Below are 18,180 nucleotides of genomic sequence, written 5' to 3'. Positions count from 1 at the left end.
ATAAGAAGAAAAATATCAGCTCTTGTTAATTATCATCAAGATAACAATGCTTTTAAGTATAAATTTATAGAAGAATTTATTATTTTTTCTAGCGCTTAGTTAAAATATCAGCGATAATATATTATATTGTATTTTTGAATGGATGATTTTAAATGCCGTTTCGTAAATCTATTTCGCTTGCTATTGTGGCCGGTATGTTACTAACTGGTTGTTCTCTTGTTGATCGTTGGGTTTATCGACCTGATATCAATCAAGGTAATTATGTAACAAAAGATGCAATAGAATTATTACAAGTTGGTCAAAGCAAAGAACAGGTGGTGTTTATTATGGGATCACCAATGTTAACCTCTTCTTTTGGGGGTAATGTTTGGTATTATGTTTTCCGCCAACAGCCACAACATGGTAATGTAAGTCAGATTACTTATGCCGTTTATTTTGATGAGATGGGCATAGTGAAAGATATTAAAACCTCTACATTAGAAGGTTCTTTATCATTAGAAGAAATGAACCAACAAGAAATTTCAGATCCTATTGAAATAAAATCAGAAGACGATAATGATCATTTACCTACTCAACAATCGTCTGAAGTTTCATCAGAAGGTGAATCAGAATAAAATTCAAAAAAAACCTCGTTATAATAACGAGGTTTTTTATATCTATGTTTAATCAATATTAAATTCGATTAAATCGGTCTATTAGTAGTGACCACCAATAGAAGAAATAAGAGCTACTATAAGAATCATATAAATAATGAAAAATACAATTGAACAAATAAAAGCAATTAAAGAAAACTTCCAATAGCCATGTAAATTTTCAATAGCTTCAATAAGATTTCGTTCATTATCAAAATTTGCAGCCATACTAAATGTGCTGCCTGATTTGAATAGTTTTACGCCAGCTAAAATTACCGGAATACCGACGATAGCAGATATGATCCCTAAACAAGATAAGGCGCCGATAATTATCATTATAACTCCATAGATTTGTTGCATTATTGCTATAAATCTCATCTGTTTTTTTAATAATTCAGTTGAAGTAATGGTAATACTTTTCGGTTGGTTAAAATCCATATTTATTCCCTATATTATATATTGTTGTACTATTAAAAAATGGCAGATAGAATAACATTTTATTTTTTTATGTCGAGGCTAATTTGCAAAAAAAATCTATATTAAATCGTTTTTCTATAGCACCCATGCTCGATTGGACTGATAAACATTGTCGTTATTTTCATCGTATATTGACCAAACAAACCTTACTCTATACCGAAATGGTCACTACCGGCGCAATTTTGTATGGTAAAGGCGATTATTTAGCTTTTAATAGCCAAGAACATCCTTTAAGTTTACAACTGGGTGGAAGTGATCCTATTGTATTGGCTGAATGTGCAAAATTAGCTGAAGAACGAGGATATGATGAAATTAATCTTAATGTCGGTTGTCCTTCTGATCGTGTACAAAACGGCATGTTTGGTGCCTGTTTAATGGCAAAAGCTGATTTAGTTGCAAATTGTATTTATGCCATGCAAAATGCTGTCAGTATTCCTGTAACGGTAAAAACACGTATTGGTATTGATAATCAAGATAGTTATGGCTTTTTATGTGAATTTATTGAAAAAGTCATGCCTCATACGGAAACATTTATTGTACATGCTCGTAAAGCTTGGCTTTCCGGACTCAGCCCAAAAGAAAATCGCGAAGTGCCACCACTTGATTATGAGCGAGTTTATCAATTAAAACGTGATTATCCTCATCTAACTATCGCCATAAATGGCGGAATTAAAACCATTGATGAAATCAAACAACATTTAACTTTTGTCGATGGTGTTATGGTTGGTCGTGAAGCTTATCAAAATCCTATTTTACTGACGCAAATTGATCAACAAATCTTTGGTTCTGATGTTCCAAGTCCTGATCCAATAGCGGCAATACAAGCACTTTATCCTTATATTGAAACCCAGTTAACTCAAGGCGCTCAACTCAATCATATTATGCGTCATACCTTAGGTATCTTTAACGGTAGAAAAGGGGCTAAACAGTGGCGACGCTATTTGAGTGAAAACGCCCATAAAAAAGGGGCAGGAATAGAAGTTGTTGAACAGGCATTAACTTTTATTCAATAGCAACAAATGTTATGAAATGTTTCGAAGCATGGCTGGATTGCGCATGCTTGATAGTTCAGTATATACTAGCGAACAATTTTACTTAGGGTTCTCTTTTGTGCGTTTAAATTCAAGTCAACAACAAGCTGTCGAATATGTTTCAGGGCCTTGTCTGGTACTAGCTGGTGCAGGTTCAGGTAAAACTCGAGTAATTATTAATAAAATCGCTTATTTAATTCGGGTAAAAGAATATTTGCCTCGACATATTGTTGCTGTGACTTTTACTAATAAAGCTGCTAGGGAAATGAAAGAACGCATAGCCCAATCCTTGAGTAAACCAGAGGCAAGAGGGCTAAAAATTTCAACCTTCCATACCTTAGGATTAGATATTGTACGCCGAGAATATAAACATCTTGGTATTAAAGCTAATTTTTCACTATTTGATGATCATGATCAATTCGCTTTGCTCAAAGAGCTTACCCAGCAATGGTTAGATGGTGATAAAGATCTTATTAATCAGTTACGTTCAACTATTTCAAATTGGAAGAATGATATTGTTGATTCAACCATTGCAATGGCGAGAGCGCAGACGAATAAAGAAAAGCTATTTGCTCACTGTTATCAACTTTATGAAAAGCAACTTAAAGCATGTAGCATATTAGATTTTGACGATCTTATTTTATTACCGACATTGCTGTTAAAAACTAATGATGAAGTTAGAGAAAAATGGCAAAACCGTATTCGTTATCTATTAATCGATGAATATCAAGATACCAATACCAGTCAATATGAATTTATTAAATTATTGGTAGGTAGCCGAGCTAAATTTACGGTTGTCGGCGATGATGATCAATCAATTTACTCCTGGCGTGGTGCTCGTCCGAAAAATTTAGTTTTACTCAAGCAGGACTTCCCTAAACTAGAAGTGATTAAGTTAGAACAAAATTACCGATCATCAGGAAGAATATTAAAAGTTGCTAATATTTTAATAGAAAATAATCCTCATATCTTTGAAAAGAAATTATTTTCCGAACTCGGTTATGGAGAACATCTAAAAGTCATTTCAGCCGATAATGAAGAACATGAAGCGGAAAAAGTGGTTAACGACTTAATCGGACATCGATTTGCTAATAATAGCCAATATGGTCAATATGCCATTTTGTATCGAGGTAATCATCAATCTCGTTTAATTGAAAAAATGCTAATGCAATATCGAATTCCTTATCGAATTTCCGGAGGAACATCCTTCTTTGCCCGAATTGAAATCAAAGATTTAATGGCTTATCTCCGTTTATTAACCAATCCTGACGATGATAATGCATTTATTCGTATTATTAATACCCCAAGACGTGAAATTGGACCAGTAACTATCCAAAAATTGGGAGAGTGGGCAAATCATCGCGGCGTTAGCTTATATCAAGCTAGTCATGATATGGGATTAACGGAATTACTTTCTGGTAAACGAATGGAAACATTACATTCCTTTATTCACTGGTTTGATTCATTGATTGAAAAATCACATCTAGAGCCGATGGCTGCCATTCATGAACTCTTACATGGTATTCATTATGAAAGTTGGATTTACGAAACTTCATCTTCGCCAACTGCTGGGCAAATGCGCATGCGTAATGTAGAACAGTTGGTGAGCTGGTTAAATGATATGTTACAGGGTGATGATATCGATGAGGGATTAACTTTAGAGCAGGCTGTAGCTAGATTTACCTTGCGTGATATGTTAGAGCGTAATGAAACAGAAGAAGAACTGGATCAAGTACAATTAATGACGTTACATGCCTCTAAGGGGCTTGAGTTTCCTTATGTATATTTAATCGGCATGTCCGAAGGGTTATTGCCACATCAAACCAGTATAGATGAAGACAATATTGAAGAAGAACGACGGCTAGCGTATGTAGGAATCACTCGAGCACAACGGGAATTAACTTTTTCATTTAGTCGACAGAGAAAACAATTTGGTGAAACAGTTTATGTAGAACCTAGCCGTTTTTTACTTGAACTTCCTCAAGACGATTTAGCATGGCAAGATCAGCGCCATGAATTATCACCTGAGAAAAAGATGCAACAAGGGCAAAGTCGTTTAGCTATGTTAAAAGCACAAATAGCCAATGCTAAATAAAAGACCAATATTTCAATTGAGATAAGAAGACAGCCATCGAACTGCTATCATAGTTTATTATTAAATCCGACCAATCAGCAATAATATAAAAAAATTGAGGAAAGGGGTTTTTTAGGCTTAAAAATAAATAAATTTTTATTTATTTTTAACAAAATACCCGATTTTTCATTAGAAAAATTTTGAACATATCAATTATGTCATTAAATTGATGATATTTTGACTATATAATCTAATAATCCATTAAAAAGCATTGACGGATCAAAATAGCTTTATATAATACTCTGCGTTATATCAATTCTGCTACTCCATGTCTCCTTAGCTCAGCTGGATAGAGCAACGGCCTTCTAAGCCGTAGGTCACAGGTTCGAATCCTGTAGGGGACGCCATTAAAATCTATGATAACTAATCGTTTACCGTCGCTAAGCTTAACTGCTGATTATCCTTGCTTTAATTCTGTGACCTCATTTTAAAATTTTACTTAATTATTTAGGGTTTTAATAAAGGTTTTTTGTATTATCTTTAATGCTTTATTATTATTTAATTTCTTTTGGTGAATTAGCTATTTTGATATTAATTTAGAGTAAGACAATTATAATTTTCGATCTGTTTTATATAGTGATTTATTTGCAATATCCATTTTGAATATGCTTTTAAATTTTCCTAACAATGATAGAATCTATGACATACAGAGATAAAACAATTTAAAAAGGAATTAAATATGGCGTTAAATGGCTGGGGAGTGTTTTTACTTACTTTGATTATTTATTGGTGGGTTTATTTCGCTGTTTTAGTTGTTGGTATATTTCTTTTATTCTCATCTCATAAATTTTTAAGAATTACTGGGATATTTTTTATAATTGTTCCTATATGTTGTTATCTCTTCATGTTTCTCTTCCTTATTTTTGCACCTAGGTTTTCAGTTGGTTAAAAAGAGCGTAACATAACCAAAATTATAATAATTAATTGGTTTATTGTTGAAAAAATTAATCAATAGTCATATCAGTTATTCTAATAAAATAACCCGCAAAAGCGGGTTATTTTTTATTCTGTGATTATTTGATTTTAGAAATCAATATCTAAACCTAGTTGGAAAGTACGGCCTGGAGCAGTAAACATATCTAGGTATTTATGATCTGATGTACTATATAATTTATTATTACTTAGATAATCCCAATATTTTTGATCGGTAAGATTGTAGATGCCACCATTTAGCTTCACATTTTTGGTGATATTGATATAACCTGTTAAATCAACAATACCATGACCAGCGATTCTAAAGTAATCATCTTTAGATTTATCAATTGGTTTACCATCATTACCATAAGTTTCACGAGATGTTGCTTCGGCCTTTTTGCCTTTTTGGAAGGTTGCAGTAATCGCTACACCGTAAAACTTGTTTGGATCGTCCCATGCTAAGCCGATAGTGCTTTTCATTGGTGCAATGGAATCCATCTCAATATATTTATCACCTAAATAACTCGATTTTGATTTGCCTTGGTTATAACCAATTGCGAATCTGGCGCTCAAACCATTAACCGGTTCAATCCATTTTCCGATATTGAATTCACTGCTTAGTTCAGCACCATAAATATAAGCCTTATTACGGTTTTCAGATTGATAAACAATACGGTTACCAATGCCAACGAAGTCTTTTTTATAGCGAGTATAAGCTATAAAGTTTTTATATTTATTATAAAAAGCTGATGATGAAAGTGTCACACCCGATACAGGTTGTCCTTTTAAACCTAATTCAAAGTTGTCACTGGTTTCAGTTTTAAGATTTGAATCGCCTACTAATACATACATGTTGCTATGCGCTAAATAAGAGCCATAAAGTTGGTTCTGATTTGGCATTTGTGCTGCACGCTTATATTGCAAATAGGCAGTGAAATCAGGGGTAATGTCATACATAAATGCCATCGAAGGTAATACTTTAAAATCACTATTACCATTGTATTGTTTACCTAATTGACTACTACTTATTTTTGATAATGACATATTTTCAAGGTTACGCGGTTTAGTATTTTGGTAAACAGCTCTGACACCAGGAACTAAATAAAAATTATTACTGTCATTAATATTAAAGCTTATCCGATCTTCGAAGAAGCCACCAAGTTGATAACTACGGCTATCGGCTTGTGGTTTACTGTAATCGCCATCAGGGAATACTCTAGTATTTGGTGATTTAGCTGATGAAAAGAATGGTGATTCATCTTCACTCCATTTACCATTTAAACCAGCACTAATGCGTTGGTTATCATAACTTTTGATTAAAGTCGTAATAAAGTTATAAGCCTTGGTATTGTAGTTCGTTTGGGTATTAAAATTACCTTTAGTTTTATGACGGAGGTCGGTATTGTCATAAACATTAGTACGTTGATAATTCAATTGTGTGGTTAAACTATCAATCCAACTGATATTTGTCGGTTTCCATTGATCTTTAATTGCAAGATTGAAACGATTATTTTTGCTTCTTTGTTTATCAAATGATTCAACCTTTTTACCATATCTATCCCAAGTATCATAATGAGAATTTTTGGTTTTATTATTGTAATCAATAGTGGTGTTGATTAAATGTTCATCCGTCATTTGCCAACCAAAACCAGCTAAGATTGAATTAGAGTGCCAATTTTCTGGATAACTATCGATTGAATCACCATAGTTACGAGTTTGTTGACCATCGCGTCGACTTAATACCAAAATACCATTTAGATACTCATCACCACCAGCCATGGTTAAACCTTGGTGATAACTTCGGTCGGCACTGTCATAGTTGTTTTGGAAACCGAAATAGCTGGTTTTTCCCGGATAGAGGTAATAACTTGCGGTTTTAGTTTGAAATGATACTGAACCACCTAAAGCATTGTTAGCGTTACTAACCGAAGTTGCACCTGATTGGATATCAACTTTATTGTACATATAAGTATCAATATAATCTCGGCCAATACCATAAGATCCAAATCCAGCTCGACCTACTGAATTAACTCGACCTTGGGCAATTGGTAATGGCATACCATCGATATCAATTGAAACACGGTTAGCATCTAACCCACGAATGTTATAACCGGTAAATCCACCACGGTCCCAACTACTTTTACCACTACCTGAGCCAGAAATGCTACCAGAAGCAGATATCAGCGGTTGATAACGCATAATGGTACCAAAGTTAGTCCCTCCATCACGGCGAATATCTTGCTCCGAAATTTCGGTATTTGTTCCGGGTTTTTTTGTTGCTTCATGAGCGGTAACGGTAATAGTATCAATATCGTTTTGATCATTATGTTTATCAGCAGCAATAGCAGGTAACGCCAATGTTAAACCTAATGCTAATGAGCTGGTATTTTTTAAATATTTAAACTTCAACATGTTAGTCCTTTCAAATCAGATACACTAAATAACAAAATGCACATCTATTACTTTAATTAATAAAAATATTATTAAACTTTTTAAAATAACTTATTGCGGATAAAAACTTTGGAAAAGTATTTTTGCCGCTTCATCAACCCTTGGACCAATGCCAAATAAGTAGCTATCATCAATAATAGTAATTCGATTATTTTTAAACGCTGCCGTTTCAGTAATACCCGGAATCGTATTAACTTTATCTAGTCCGCCTAGTTGATCAATTGAATGTTTATTCAATATGATAACTTCTGGATTTAGGGTAATTAATGATTCAGTTGTATAACTTTTAAAGCTATTATGATTTGCAAGATTTTCACCACCAGCAATAGTAATTAATGCATCAATAGTTGTGTTTTTCCCTGCAACTGAGTTATTTCCGCCCATGCTCATTAAAGCTAAAACCTTAGTTTTTTGTGCATGTGTAGCAACTTTCGCTTCAATGTCAGCAATATTCGTCTTAATTCTCTCGATGAGAGCTTGTCCTTCTTTTTGTTTATCTAACTTAACTGCAATTTTATTAATATTTTCATAAAGTAAATCAATCGTTCCAGGTATACGTTTCAAAGCTAAAACGTCTACTTTTGATTGATTAACTTGCTCAATAATATTTTCAGGTTCAACATCACTTAATGTGATAAACAGCGATGGTTTTAACGATAAAATGCCTTCAATGTTTAATAATTTCCAATAACCAATTTGTGGCAATTGTTTCACTTGTTCAGGAAAACTACTCGTTTTATCGACACCGATAACTTGATCTCCAGCGCCAAGGGCAAACACAATTTCAGTAAGAGCACCGCCAGCAATAACGATTCTTTGATTAGCTGAACTGAAATTAATTAGGCTGTTAATGCTGAAAATCAGCAAAAATAACACAAATTTTTCCGTAAACTTTTTCTTCATTACTTATTTACCTACCATGGCTTAAAAATTAGACTGGATAATATAGTGAAAATGAGAACCATTATCAACATAAAATCTGTAAGGATTTACAGCAGAAGAGCAAAAAAAAGCCAAATTTAAGAATAAAAATAAACTTTTTTTTAAATAAATAATAAATTTATAATCAATAAATTATAAACATAAAATTGAAAATTTTTTTTCAAATATTTCTAATTATTAGTTAAATAACTAACAATATACTGCTATAAAAGCAGATTAAGTACCCATTTGATAATAATTTATAATGAATTTTAATTGTTATTTTTTCTCTGAAAAAAACTATTTTTAACAACTCCAGCAATTATTTGTGGAATGATTATTTGTTTTTAGATTAAAAATCAATATCTAAACCTAGTTGGAAAGTCCAACTAGGAGCAGTAAACATATCTGGATATTTATGATCTGATGTAATATATAATTTATTATTACTTAAAAAGTAATAATGAAAAAAAACATTGATAAATGAGAATAATTATTATTTAATTCAGCAAGATTATTTTTATGAATGGATGTTATGAAATCATTTGATGTAAGTACCTATTACGCTTTAAATTCGGTTTTACCTTTTAAAGATCGTTGGGCTGTGATGCCATTACAAGCAAGTTTACCTGTTCCGCCTCAAGAATTAGAGCAACAATGGAATAACCTACAAAATTCAAATTTAGCTGGCAAAAAAAGGCTAATTTATTTACATATTCCTTTTTGCGACATTCATTGTCAGTTTTGTGGTTTTTATCAAAATCCATTACGTAAGTTTGATACCAAAACTTATATAGACTATTTGCTACAAGAAATATCTTTAGAAATCAATAGTAAAGCAATGCAGTCAGCCCCAATTCATGCTATCTATTTTGGTGGTGGAACACCTTCTGCATTGGCGTCTGGACAATTAGCACGAGTAATTAGTTATTTTAAACAACATGCCCCTTTAGCGCCTGATTGTGAGATTACCATAGAAGGGCGAATTTCTGATTTTGATGATGAAAAAATTGATAGTTATATTGAGTCAGGGGCTAATCGTTTTTCGATAGGTATACAAACATTCAATACTCAAATTAGACAAAAATTAGGACGTCTGTCATCGGAAAAAGAGATTATTCAACGTTTCGAAAATATTGCTTCTCGAGATAGTGTTGCTCTCGTTTGTGATTTGATGTTTGGATTACCTAACCAAACAACCGCTACTTGGCAAAGAGATTTAGAAATTGCTGATCAACTTCCGCTTGATGGCGTTGATCTTTACTCTTTAAATCTTTTACCAACGACTCCTTTAGCGAAAGGAGTTGAAAATAGAAGAATTGAATTACCATCGGTTATTGATAAGTGTGGTTTTTACCATAAAGGTGCTGAATATTTAGCTAAACAAGGTTGGACTCATTTAACTAATGCGCATTGGGCAAAAACCAGTCGCGAACGAAATTTATATAATTTTCTGATAAAACAAGGCTCGCATTTTTTTGGATTTGGTTCTTGTGCTGGTGGTAAATTAAATGGTCAATCCTATATGATCCATCGAGATTTGAGTCAATATTATGCTTTATTAGACCAAGGTAAAAAACCGTTGATGATGTTAACCGGTAAACCTTTAGTTGGGGACTGGTTGCACAAATTACAAGCTGGTATAGAAAAAGGGCGCATAGATTTAACGCAACTAACCAATCAAGCTGAGCTCTTTGATCCACTTATCAAACAATGGCATGAAGTCGGTTTGCTGCAAAATGAAGATCGTTGTTTACGATTAACTTTATCAGGCCGTTTTTGGTCGAGTAATATAGTTCAAGCATTGCAGCAATTGTTATTGCAACTTAATAATCCAGAACATATCGAATTACAACAGAAGATGGCTCAAGCCAGACAAGCCATGCAACAAGGTAATGGTATGCCTAAAGCTCATTCTCATATGCAAAACATCCATTTAAAAAATAAATAATTAAGGAAAATTACTATGGTAGATAAACCAACTGTTTTAAATAATCTTGCAACTTATATGCAATCAAACCCAGAAGAATTATTAGAAAAATTAGCACAAGATTATAAAGTGACACTTACACAAGTAATCCAAGCAATACCTGATGTTAAAATTGTTGATGGTAGCAATTTTGATATGATTTGGGAGGAGGTAACAACTTGGGGTGACGTATTATTTTTAATTCATACCGGAGATATTATTGCCGAGATTTCAGGAGAACTGCCTTCAGGAACGCATAGCCAAAAATACTTTAATTTACGTCATCAAAAAGGTTTGAGTGGTCATATTAAAGCGGAACATTGTCTACATATTGCATTTATCGAACGAAAATTTATGAAAATGTCGACCGCATCAATAATTTTCCTCAATCATTTAGGCCAATCAATGTTTAAAATTTTTGTTGGTCGTGATGAACAACATCAATTAAAAGCAGATCAACTTGAAAAATTTAGAGCGTTAGCAGAAAAAATTAATTAATTTGAAGAATAATAACATGAAAACAGTAATTATTTTTGGTGTTAGCGCCAAGTTAGGAACTGGTTATCAAGTATCGCAATTAATCAAACAATGCCATCCTCAGTGGCGTTGTATTGTACTAGTTCGAGATGCTGACTTTGCTAAACAATTAGCGAAACAAGGTATTGAAACTCATGTTGGTGATGCAACCAATAAAGAACTAGTTAAAAAGATCTGTCTGCAAGCAGGGCCTGAAGCTATTATTATTTCAACGCTAGGTGGTGAAACGGGGAATTATATTGCTCAACGTATTATCATCGATTGTGCTGAACAAGCTGGTGTTAAACAGATGCTTTTAGTCACTTCACTTGGTTGTGGCGACTCATGGCCAACACTATCCCTACGTGCTAAACAAGCTTTTGGTAATGCGGTGCGCGAAAAATCCTTGGCTGAAGTTTGGTTACAAACGAGTACCTTGAATTATGTGATCTTAAGACCCGGCGGTTTACGCGATGGTGAATTAACCAATAATGGTCAATGCTATTTTGCTCAAGAAGTTCACGGTTTCGTATATCGTAAAGAATTAGCCAAAATAATCATGGATAAAATAGCAAATCAACAATTTGATAATCGTGCATATAGTGTTGTTGACCCAAGCCTTACGGTAAATTATTAATTAAATTTATGAGGTTAATCGGTGCGCAAATCTAGTCCACAAATATTGTTATTGGGATTATTCGCTTTATTGTTAATCTTAATAATCTATTCAGCAAACTCGGGAGCATTAAAATTATCATTTATACAACTAATGAATATGTCATTTGATGATCCTTTATGGAATATCTGGTGCAATATTCGTCTACCAAGAATTATTTTAGCGATAATTGTTGGTATGGCATTAGCAAGTGCAGGTGCTGTGATGCAAGGATTATTCAGAAATCCTTTAGCTGATCCTGGCTTACTAGGTATTAGTAGTGGGGCGAGTCTAATGGTCGGTATAACAATTTTATTTCCTGCTGTTTTCCCGCCAATTATGATGCTTTACGGCAAAATGGTTGCCGCATTTGCTGGTAGCTTATTTATTTGTGCACTTATTTACCTTTATAGTCTTAATGAACAATGTAATCTAGCTAAAATGATTTTACTTGGCGTTGCTATTAATGCCATCATTGGGGCAGTAATGGGCGGCTTGAGTTATATCAGCGATGAATCACAACTAAGACAAATTTCTTTATGGTCAATGGGCCATTTAGGTAAAGGTTCATGGGATCTGGTGATTGTGTCGTTATCGTTAATTTTTCCAGCATTATTGTGCTTAATCAAATTGGTTCATCAGCTTAACATATTACAATTAGGTGATGAAGATGCCCATTATTTAGGCATTAATGTTGAACGTACGAAACGCTATCTGTTATTGCTTTGTGCTGTGTTAATTGGTGCATCAGTTGCAGTAAGTGGCATTATTGCTTTTGTTGGTCTAGTGGTTCCACATATGATTCGTTTGCAAATTGGAGCAAATCATAAATGGTTAATTCCTGGTTCTGCGTTAGGAGGTGCATGTTTACTTCTGTTAGCAGATACCTTAGCTAGAACATTAGTTGCCCCGACAGAAATTCCTGTTGGTCTCTTAACTAGCCTAATTGGTGGTCCATATTTTCTTTGGCTTATTCTGAGACATAAATAACGCATGGAGATTTATTGTGTTAACCGCTAAAAATTTAACCTTTGGTTATGGCAGTCGGATGATCATTAATGATGTATCTTTATCAATAAATGCGGGTGAAATTGTTATTATTATTGGTCCTAATGGTGCTGGTAAATCAACCTTGTTACGCCTATTAACTGGTTATCAAAAACCATCTTCTGGTGAATGCTATTTACTCGACCGTCCTTTGTCCCAATGGTCGCAAAAACAATTGGCTAAAACTAGAACCGTGATGCTACAACAAAGCCAACTTACTTTTCCATTCAAGGTAAAAGAAGTTATTGCTATGGGGCGAGCACCTTATGGTAAAGTCCATTTTAATGAAGCAATTGATGAAGTTATGTCACAAACAGATTGTTTGCAATTTGCTGAACGTGATTATCGAGGATTATCTGGCGGAGAACAACAAAGGGTACAATTAGCAAGAGTTTTAGCGCAATTATGGCAACCGCAACCTAGTGAAAAATTATTATTTTTAGATGAGCCAACATCAGCTCTCGACCTCTATCATCAACAACATACCTTACGATTATTAAAGCAATTAGCAGTTAAACAAAAATTGGCAGTTTGTTGTGTTTTACATGATCTCAATCTAGCAGCCTTATATGCGGATAAAATAATTTTGCTTAATAAAGGTAAAATTGTTGAACAAGGCACCCCTTCACAAGTATTGACGGTAGAAAATATTCAACGCTGGTATGGGGTTGATTTGGGTATTTTTGCTCATCCTAGCGAATCATCAATACCGCAAATTTATTTAAATCCTTAATAGTAAAAAATATCAATAGTAAAAAATATCGATTATTAATCATTCGCTGCATTTTAGCGCAAAATCAGTATATAATTAAGCAAACTTAATAAATGGGGCTGATGATGACTAACGAAAATAGCGATAACTCTATTCTGGTTTCAGATCTACTTGCAGCACAACCTGTTTTTAGTTGCCAATTGGATGGTAAAGGAAAAGCAAATCCTTTGAATGATGGATCTAAAGCTTCTATTAAGCAACCATATTGGATACATCTGGATTTTGCTAAAAGTGAAACTATTAATTGGATTAATCAAACAAATTTAATACCTGATCTTGTTAAAAATGAGTTGATTAAAGCTAATCAATTTCCAAAGGAGATCCGCTGTGATTCAGGTATTTTAGTGGTCTTGAAAGGGGTAAACTTTACTCCAAATGAACTACCTGATCCTATTGTTACTTTTCGTTTTTATATTACCGATAATTTGATCATTTCAACCAGACATCAAAAAATAGATGCAATCGTTAAATTAAAAGAAAATTTAGAAAAAGGTATTGGCCCTGTTGATGTTGCCGATTGGCTGATACAGCTTTCAGAATTAATATGTGATCAAGTGAATTTATCTTTTGATGGTGTTCACAATAAGATAATAAAATTAGAAGATTTATTACTAAATCAGCGGATTTTTTCCCATAAAGAGATCGGCAGAGTGCGCAAACAACTTTTCATACTGCGTCGTCTACTTTCGCCACAGCGTGATATTTTTGTAAAAATTTCCACCGAAAGAATATCTTGGATTGATGACAACGATCGTCAACGGCTTCATGATATCTCTAATCAACAAAATCATTATGTTTCTGAAATTGATAGTTGCCTAATCAGGATTGGTTCAGTTATGGAACAAATAAATAGTATTTTAGCTGAATCGACTAATAAGCGTATCTATTTAATGTCACTATTTACCATTATTTTTACGCCAATTACATTTATAACAAGTTTACTTGGGGTTAATTTGGCCGGTATTCCTTTTAATGAAAAAGAGTGGTCTTTCATTGGCTTAATCGTACTATTAATTGTGATTAGCATAGTATCTGTTTTATGGCTTAAGCTAAAAAAATGGTGGTAAAGGCATTAACTTTTAAAATAAATATAACTAAAATATGATAAATATTCATGAGATTAGGAGTAAACAGAATATCAAATCGTTATTTGCAAGCGTACCACAATCACTTTTAATCGCCGATAGGCAAAGCGATCCACGCAATGCTTATACAGATAACGCATTACAAGCTAATTCGATAGCAATCAATATTGGTTGCTTGTTTTTTTAGTTGTTAAACCGAAACCTGAACAGATTAGTTATATTTCACCAAGATATTCTAAGGATGATACTAACATTGTTTCAATTAAAATTTATGATTAATAATAATTATTATGCAATCTAATCAATCTTTTCGCTTATTTATTGCCGAAAAGCCCAGCTTAGCTAGGGCTATTGCTGATGTTTTGCCGAAACCTCATCAAAAAGGGAATGGATTTATAAAAGCCAGTAATGGTGATGTTGTTAGTTGGTGTATTGGCCATTTACTAGAACAAGCCACGCCTGAAGTATATGATGAACGGTATAAAAAATGGGCACTTGATGATTTGCCTATAGTACCTGATAAATGGATATTGATGCCTAAAAGTAGTACTGAAAAGCAATTCAATATTTTAGTGGATTTGATTAAATCTGCAGATCAGATTGTTCATGCTGGTGACCCAGATCGCGAAGGGCAGTTATTGGTGGACGAAGTACTAAACTATTGTCAGCTAACACCAGAAAAACGTAAAACTATTCAGCGTTGCTTGATTAGTGATTTAAATGCCAGTGCTGTTGAAAAGTCACTTGAACAGTTACGTAGTAACCAAGACTTTATTCCTTTGTCTACTTCGGCATTAGCTCGAGCGAGGGCTGATTGGCTGTATGGCATGAATATGAGCCGAGTTTGTACTCTGGTCGGTCAACGTAATGGTTATCGAGGCGTTTTATCTATTGGCCGAGTTCAAACTCCTATTTTAGGCTTAGTCGTTAGACGTGATTTAGAGATAACGCAATTTGTTCCTAAACCATTCTATGAAGTATTTGCTATATTACAAACCAAACATAACGAAATATTTAAAGCCAAATGGCAACCAAGTGAAGCTTGTGCACCTTATCAGGATGAAGAAGGTCGTGTCTTGGTTAAACGGTTGGCTGAAAATGTTTGCCAACGAATAAAAGATCAGTCGGGCATTATTGATAAAGTTAGTAACAAAAAGAAAGAATTAGCGCCACCAATGCCGTTTAATTTATCGGCTCTACAAATTGAAATGGCAAAAAGGAATGGTTTAAGTGCGCAAGAAGTGCTTGATATCTGCCAATCTTTATATGAAAAACATAAATTAATTACTTATCCTCGTTCCGATTGTCGTTTTTTACCAGAAGAGCATTTAAAACAGATTAATGGTGTAAAAGCTGCCATCGAAAACAATTGTTCAGAACTGCAAACTGCGATTAATGATGCTGATTTCACTTTACGTTCTAAAGCGTGGAATGATAAAAAAGTTGAAGCACACCATGCCATTATTCCAACTTTACGTAAAACCAAAATAGATAATTTATCGACTAACGAGAAAGCAGTATATCAAGTGATAGCAACACAATATTTGGCACAATTTTATCCTGTTTATAAATATGCCGAATTACAAATAGATGTTGATATTGGTGGTGGTAAGTTCACTTCTAAAGCCAATCAAATGTTAGATGAAGGTTGGAAAGTTTTATTTAGAAGTAAGAATTATCAAGCCGATAGTGATAAAGATAGTGACGAGAACAATGGTTTATTAACCAAACTAGTTAAAAAAGGCGAATTAGTACAATGTATTGATACAGAGTTACTCAGTAAAGAAACACAACCGCCACGACCTTTTACCGATGCAACTTTACTTTCAGCAATGACGGGTATAGCAAGATTTGTTAAAGACCCTGAGATAAAAAAAATCTTACGTGAAACTGATGGCTTGGGCACTGAAGCGACACGAGCAGGAATAATTGAACTTTTATTCAAACGACAATTTTTGACCAGACAAGGTAAATCAATACGTTCAACACCAATTGGTCAGAATTTAATTCTATCATTACCCGAAAGTGTTTCAATGCCAGATATGACAGCGCATTGGGAGTTACAACTAGAAGAAATTAGTAAAAAGGAGTTTAGCTATCAGCAGTTTATGTATCAATTAAATTCATCTTTGCTGAGTCTGGTTGAACAACTAAAACATTCACGATTGAAAATTCAATCTGCATCCCCAAATATGAAAAAAGGATAATCGATAATATCGCAATTATTGATTATCCTTTTAATTGATAAATCAAAACAATTTTAGTTACTCTGTTGATTCTTCATTTACAACTTCTTGTGAAACGATAGACTCATTTAGTTCCTGATTTTCAGCAAGTATATTCGTAAATTCTTGATTTGCTCTGTTTAAAAAGTCACTATCCTTCAAAATTAATCGATAAGTATTTAATCTTTTTAATGGTCCTTTAGCAAATTGACTAACTATAAAAATCATAATGAAAATTGTTAATAGAGAAATAATCACATTAATAATCCAAGCTGATTTAAAGATAGTATGCAAATTGGTTATTAACATAATAAATGTAAACAGACAAACAGCGGCACTTAAAATTACCTCTTTAATTAAAAAAGGTTTTAGTAGCGTAATTCGATTTTGTTCGATAGCAAAATATTGAGTGAATTGATTTAATTGTGATAGTTCAATAATGTTATGTTTATCAGCATTAACCAATGAGATAGCAATTCTCTCTTTGTTAATATTACCTGATTTATAGAAGCAGACTTTTTCCCAAATTAGTTTCTTCTTAATGTTATTTAAATAATCTTTTTGATAATTTGGTTGTGGTGTTTTTTCTAAAATATCTGCATATTTAATAATGTTGTCAAAGTAGTTTTTTGGCGTGTTTTTTTTATAAATAAAGCCAACAAAAGAGAGTGTAAAAATAAGAAATAAATTAAACCAATTATCTTGTAATAGTTGTGTAAGATCCATTCAGATTAACCAATGTTGATGACAATTGGGCAATTGTAACTGATATTATATAAAACAGGTATTAATTCTATACAATATTTTCTAATAACGGCATTATTAGTGCTGTTTTTAGGCAGTTATAAGTCTAATTTTACATATTATGTTGACTTCTCAAATTTAAAAGCGTATAAAGTGCTCGCCTTTGAGCTTTTCTTACTTTTTTAATTATAAGGTGGTTAAAAATGATGGTTAAGAAAAGTTGAAATACAAAGTGATGAGTTCAATTTACAGGAGAAATATGGACACTCAATCGGGTCACCCCAACATGTGGGGAGATAAATTAAAACACATCATTATCGGTTAATGAACCTGTCTAAATAGTAATTTTTTCAGTTCACGAGCCGAAATTGATAAAAACGGTAACGGTGAACGATATGCAATTTTCTACACGCTATCACACAAACTCAAAACATCATTGTGCTCATAAAGTACTTTTACGAGTATTGTATCTTACTGATAAACATTTAGAGCCACCTAGTTGTATCTAATTCTTAATTAAATTTATTTTTCAATAATTTTATTTCGTGCCAAGCATTAGCTTTATTGGCTACTTATTGCTTTGCATTTAAATTTTGGTCAATTAAA

At 33.2% G+C, this 18,180-nt stretch carries 13 protein-coding genes, 1 tRNA gene and 1 pseudogene; 11 read left to right on the top strand and 4 right to left on the bottom strand.

Features of this window, described 5'->3' with window-relative positions; all coding sequences use genetic code 11:
* The first annotated feature begins 152 nt into the window (after positions 1-152).
* The gene (bamE, locus tag H3U96_RS02005) at positions 153-614 is read left to right on the top strand and encodes an outer membrane protein assembly factor BamE (protein WP_065579149.1); all 462 of its coding nucleotides are present in this window, start codon (positions 153-155) and stop codon (positions 612-614) included.
* 81 nt (positions 615-695) lie between these two features.
* On the opposite strand, the gene H3U96_RS02000 is transcribed toward bamE, so the two are convergent.
* On the bottom strand, positions 696-1,070 hold the full coding sequence (locus H3U96_RS02000) for a DUF5362 family protein (protein WP_065579148.1): 375 nt from the start codon (positions 1,068-1,070) through the stop codon (positions 696-698).
* A 125-nt stretch (positions 1,071-1,195) separates the two neighbouring features.
* Here H3U96_RS02000 and dusA point away from each other — a divergent pair, with 125 nt between their 5' ends.
* From dusA to H3U96_RS01985, 3 genes are all read left to right on the top strand, one after another.
* Positions 1,196-2,122 carry a tRNA dihydrouridine(20/20a) synthase DusA gene (gene dusA / locus H3U96_RS01995; RefSeq protein ID WP_198195662.1) on the top strand — a complete coding sequence of 309 codons (927 nt, stop codon included), beginning with the start codon at positions 1,196-1,198 and terminating at the stop codon, positions 2,120-2,122.
* Positions 2,123-2,219: 97 nt separating this feature from the next.
* Complete coding sequence (gene rep / locus H3U96_RS01990) at positions 2,220-4,235, top strand: DNA helicase Rep (RefSeq protein ID WP_198195660.1); 2,016 nt, start codon at positions 2,220-2,222, stop codon at positions 4,233-4,235.
* 309 nt (positions 4,236-4,544) lie between these two features.
* A tRNA-Arg gene (locus H3U96_RS01985) sits at positions 4,545-4,621 on the top strand.
* A 676-nt stretch (positions 4,622-5,297) separates the two neighbouring features.
* On the opposite strand, the gene H3U96_RS01980 is transcribed toward H3U96_RS01985, so the two are convergent.
* Positions 5,298-7,601 carry a TonB-dependent receptor domain-containing protein gene (locus H3U96_RS01980; protein ID WP_198195402.1) on the bottom strand — a complete coding sequence of 768 codons (2,304 nt, stop codon included), beginning with the start codon at positions 7,599-7,601 and terminating at the stop codon, positions 5,298-5,300.
* 90 nt (positions 7,602-7,691) lie between these two features.
* Positions 7,692-8,543 (bottom strand): hemin ABC transporter substrate-binding protein, encoded by an 852-nt coding sequence (locus H3U96_RS01975; RefSeq protein ID WP_198195401.1) that lies wholly within the window; start codon positions 8,541-8,543, stop codon positions 7,692-7,694.
* A gap of 553 nt (positions 8,544-9,096) precedes the next feature.
* Here H3U96_RS01975 and hutW point away from each other — a divergent pair.
* The 7 genes and pseudogenes from hutW to H3U96_RS01940 all read left to right on the top strand — a co-directional run.
* Positions 9,097-10,401 (top strand): annotated as a pseudogene (gene hutW / locus H3U96_RS01970) (heme anaerobic degradation radical SAM methyltransferase ChuW/HutW); the annotation flags it as partial.
* 126 nt (positions 10,402-10,527) lie between these two features.
* Complete coding sequence (gene hutX, locus H3U96_RS01965; protein WP_198195399.1) at positions 10,528-11,028, top strand: heme utilization cystosolic carrier protein HutX; 501 nt, start codon at positions 10,528-10,530, stop codon at positions 11,026-11,028.
* Between the two features lie 16 nt (positions 11,029-11,044).
* Complete coding sequence (locus H3U96_RS01960; protein ID WP_198192713.1) at positions 11,045-11,683, top strand: NAD(P)H-binding protein; 639 nt, start codon at positions 11,045-11,047, stop codon at positions 11,681-11,683.
* A gap of 21 nt (positions 11,684-11,704) precedes the next feature.
* A complete protein-coding gene (locus H3U96_RS01955) occupies positions 11,705-12,691 on the top strand; it encodes a FecCD family ABC transporter permease (protein WP_370545619.1) in 987 nt (328 codons plus the stop codon).
* Positions 12,692-12,704: 13 nt separating this feature from the next.
* Positions 12,705-13,481 carry a heme ABC transporter ATP-binding protein gene (locus H3U96_RS01950; protein ID WP_370545627.1) on the top strand — a complete coding sequence of 259 codons (777 nt, stop codon included), beginning with the start codon at positions 12,705-12,707 and terminating at the stop codon, positions 13,479-13,481.
* 104 nt (positions 13,482-13,585) lie between these two features.
* Entirely contained in the window at positions 13,586-14,587 is a 1,002-nt protein-coding gene (gene zntB / locus H3U96_RS01945; RefSeq protein ID WP_065578048.1) for a zinc transporter ZntB, read from the top strand.
* 308 nt (positions 14,588-14,895) lie between these two features.
* Positions 14,896-16,812: a DNA topoisomerase III gene (locus H3U96_RS01940; protein ID WP_198195396.1), complete on the top strand. Its 1,917-nt coding sequence runs from the start codon at positions 14,896-14,898 to the stop codon at positions 16,810-16,812.
* 57 nt (positions 16,813-16,869) lie between these two features.
* Here H3U96_RS01940 and H3U96_RS01935 read toward each other — a convergent pair whose 3' ends face one another.
* Complete coding sequence (locus tag H3U96_RS01935; RefSeq protein ID WP_065578050.1) at positions 16,870-17,556, bottom strand: hypothetical protein; 687 nt, start codon at positions 17,554-17,556, stop codon at positions 16,870-16,872.
* Positions 17,557-18,180 lie beyond the last annotated feature (624 nt).

The sequence above is a fragment of the Gilliamella sp. M0364 genome, assembly GCF_016100565.1.
GTDB classification, from domain to species: Bacteria; Pseudomonadota; Gammaproteobacteria; order Enterobacterales; family Orbaceae; genus Gilliamella; species Gilliamella apis.
This window is presented reverse-complemented; position numbering and strand designations above follow the sequence as displayed.

What these genes read in the sequence shown, in the direction of transcription:
- dusA (WP_198195662.1), top strand. Translation starts at nt 1,196, where the DNA reads ATGCTCGATTGGACTGATAAACATTGTCGTTATTTTCATCGTATATTG.
- H3U96_RS01940 (WP_198195396.1), top strand. Translation starts at nt 14,896, where the DNA reads ATGCAATCTAATCAATCTTTTCGCTTATTTATTGCCGAAAAGCCCAGC.
- H3U96_RS01935 (WP_065578050.1), bottom strand. Translation starts at nt 17,556, where the DNA reads ATGGATCTTACACAACTATTACAAGATAATTGGTTTAATTTATTTCTT.
- hutX (WP_198195399.1), top strand. Translation starts at nt 10,528, where the DNA reads ATGGTAGATAAACCAACTGTTTTAAATAATCTTGCAACTTATATGCAA.
- H3U96_RS01980 (WP_198195402.1), bottom strand. Translation starts at nt 7,601, where the DNA reads ATGTTGAAGTTTAAATATTTAAAAAATACCAGCTCATTAGCATTAGGT.
- H3U96_RS01975 (WP_198195401.1), bottom strand. Translation starts at nt 8,543, where the DNA reads ATGAAGAAAAAGTTTACGGAAAAATTTGTGTTATTTTTGCTGATTTTC.
- zntB (WP_065578048.1), top strand. Translation starts at nt 13,586, where the DNA reads ATGACTAACGAAAATAGCGATAACTCTATTCTGGTTTCAGATCTACTT.
- H3U96_RS01960 (WP_198192713.1), top strand. Translation starts at nt 11,045, where the DNA reads ATGAAAACAGTAATTATTTTTGGTGTTAGCGCCAAGTTAGGAACTGGT.
- bamE (WP_065579149.1), top strand. Translation starts at nt 153, where the DNA reads ATGCCGTTTCGTAAATCTATTTCGCTTGCTATTGTGGCCGGTATGTTA.
- H3U96_RS02000 (WP_065579148.1), bottom strand. Translation starts at nt 1,070, where the DNA reads ATGGATTTTAACCAACCGAAAAGTATTACCATTACTTCAACTGAATTA.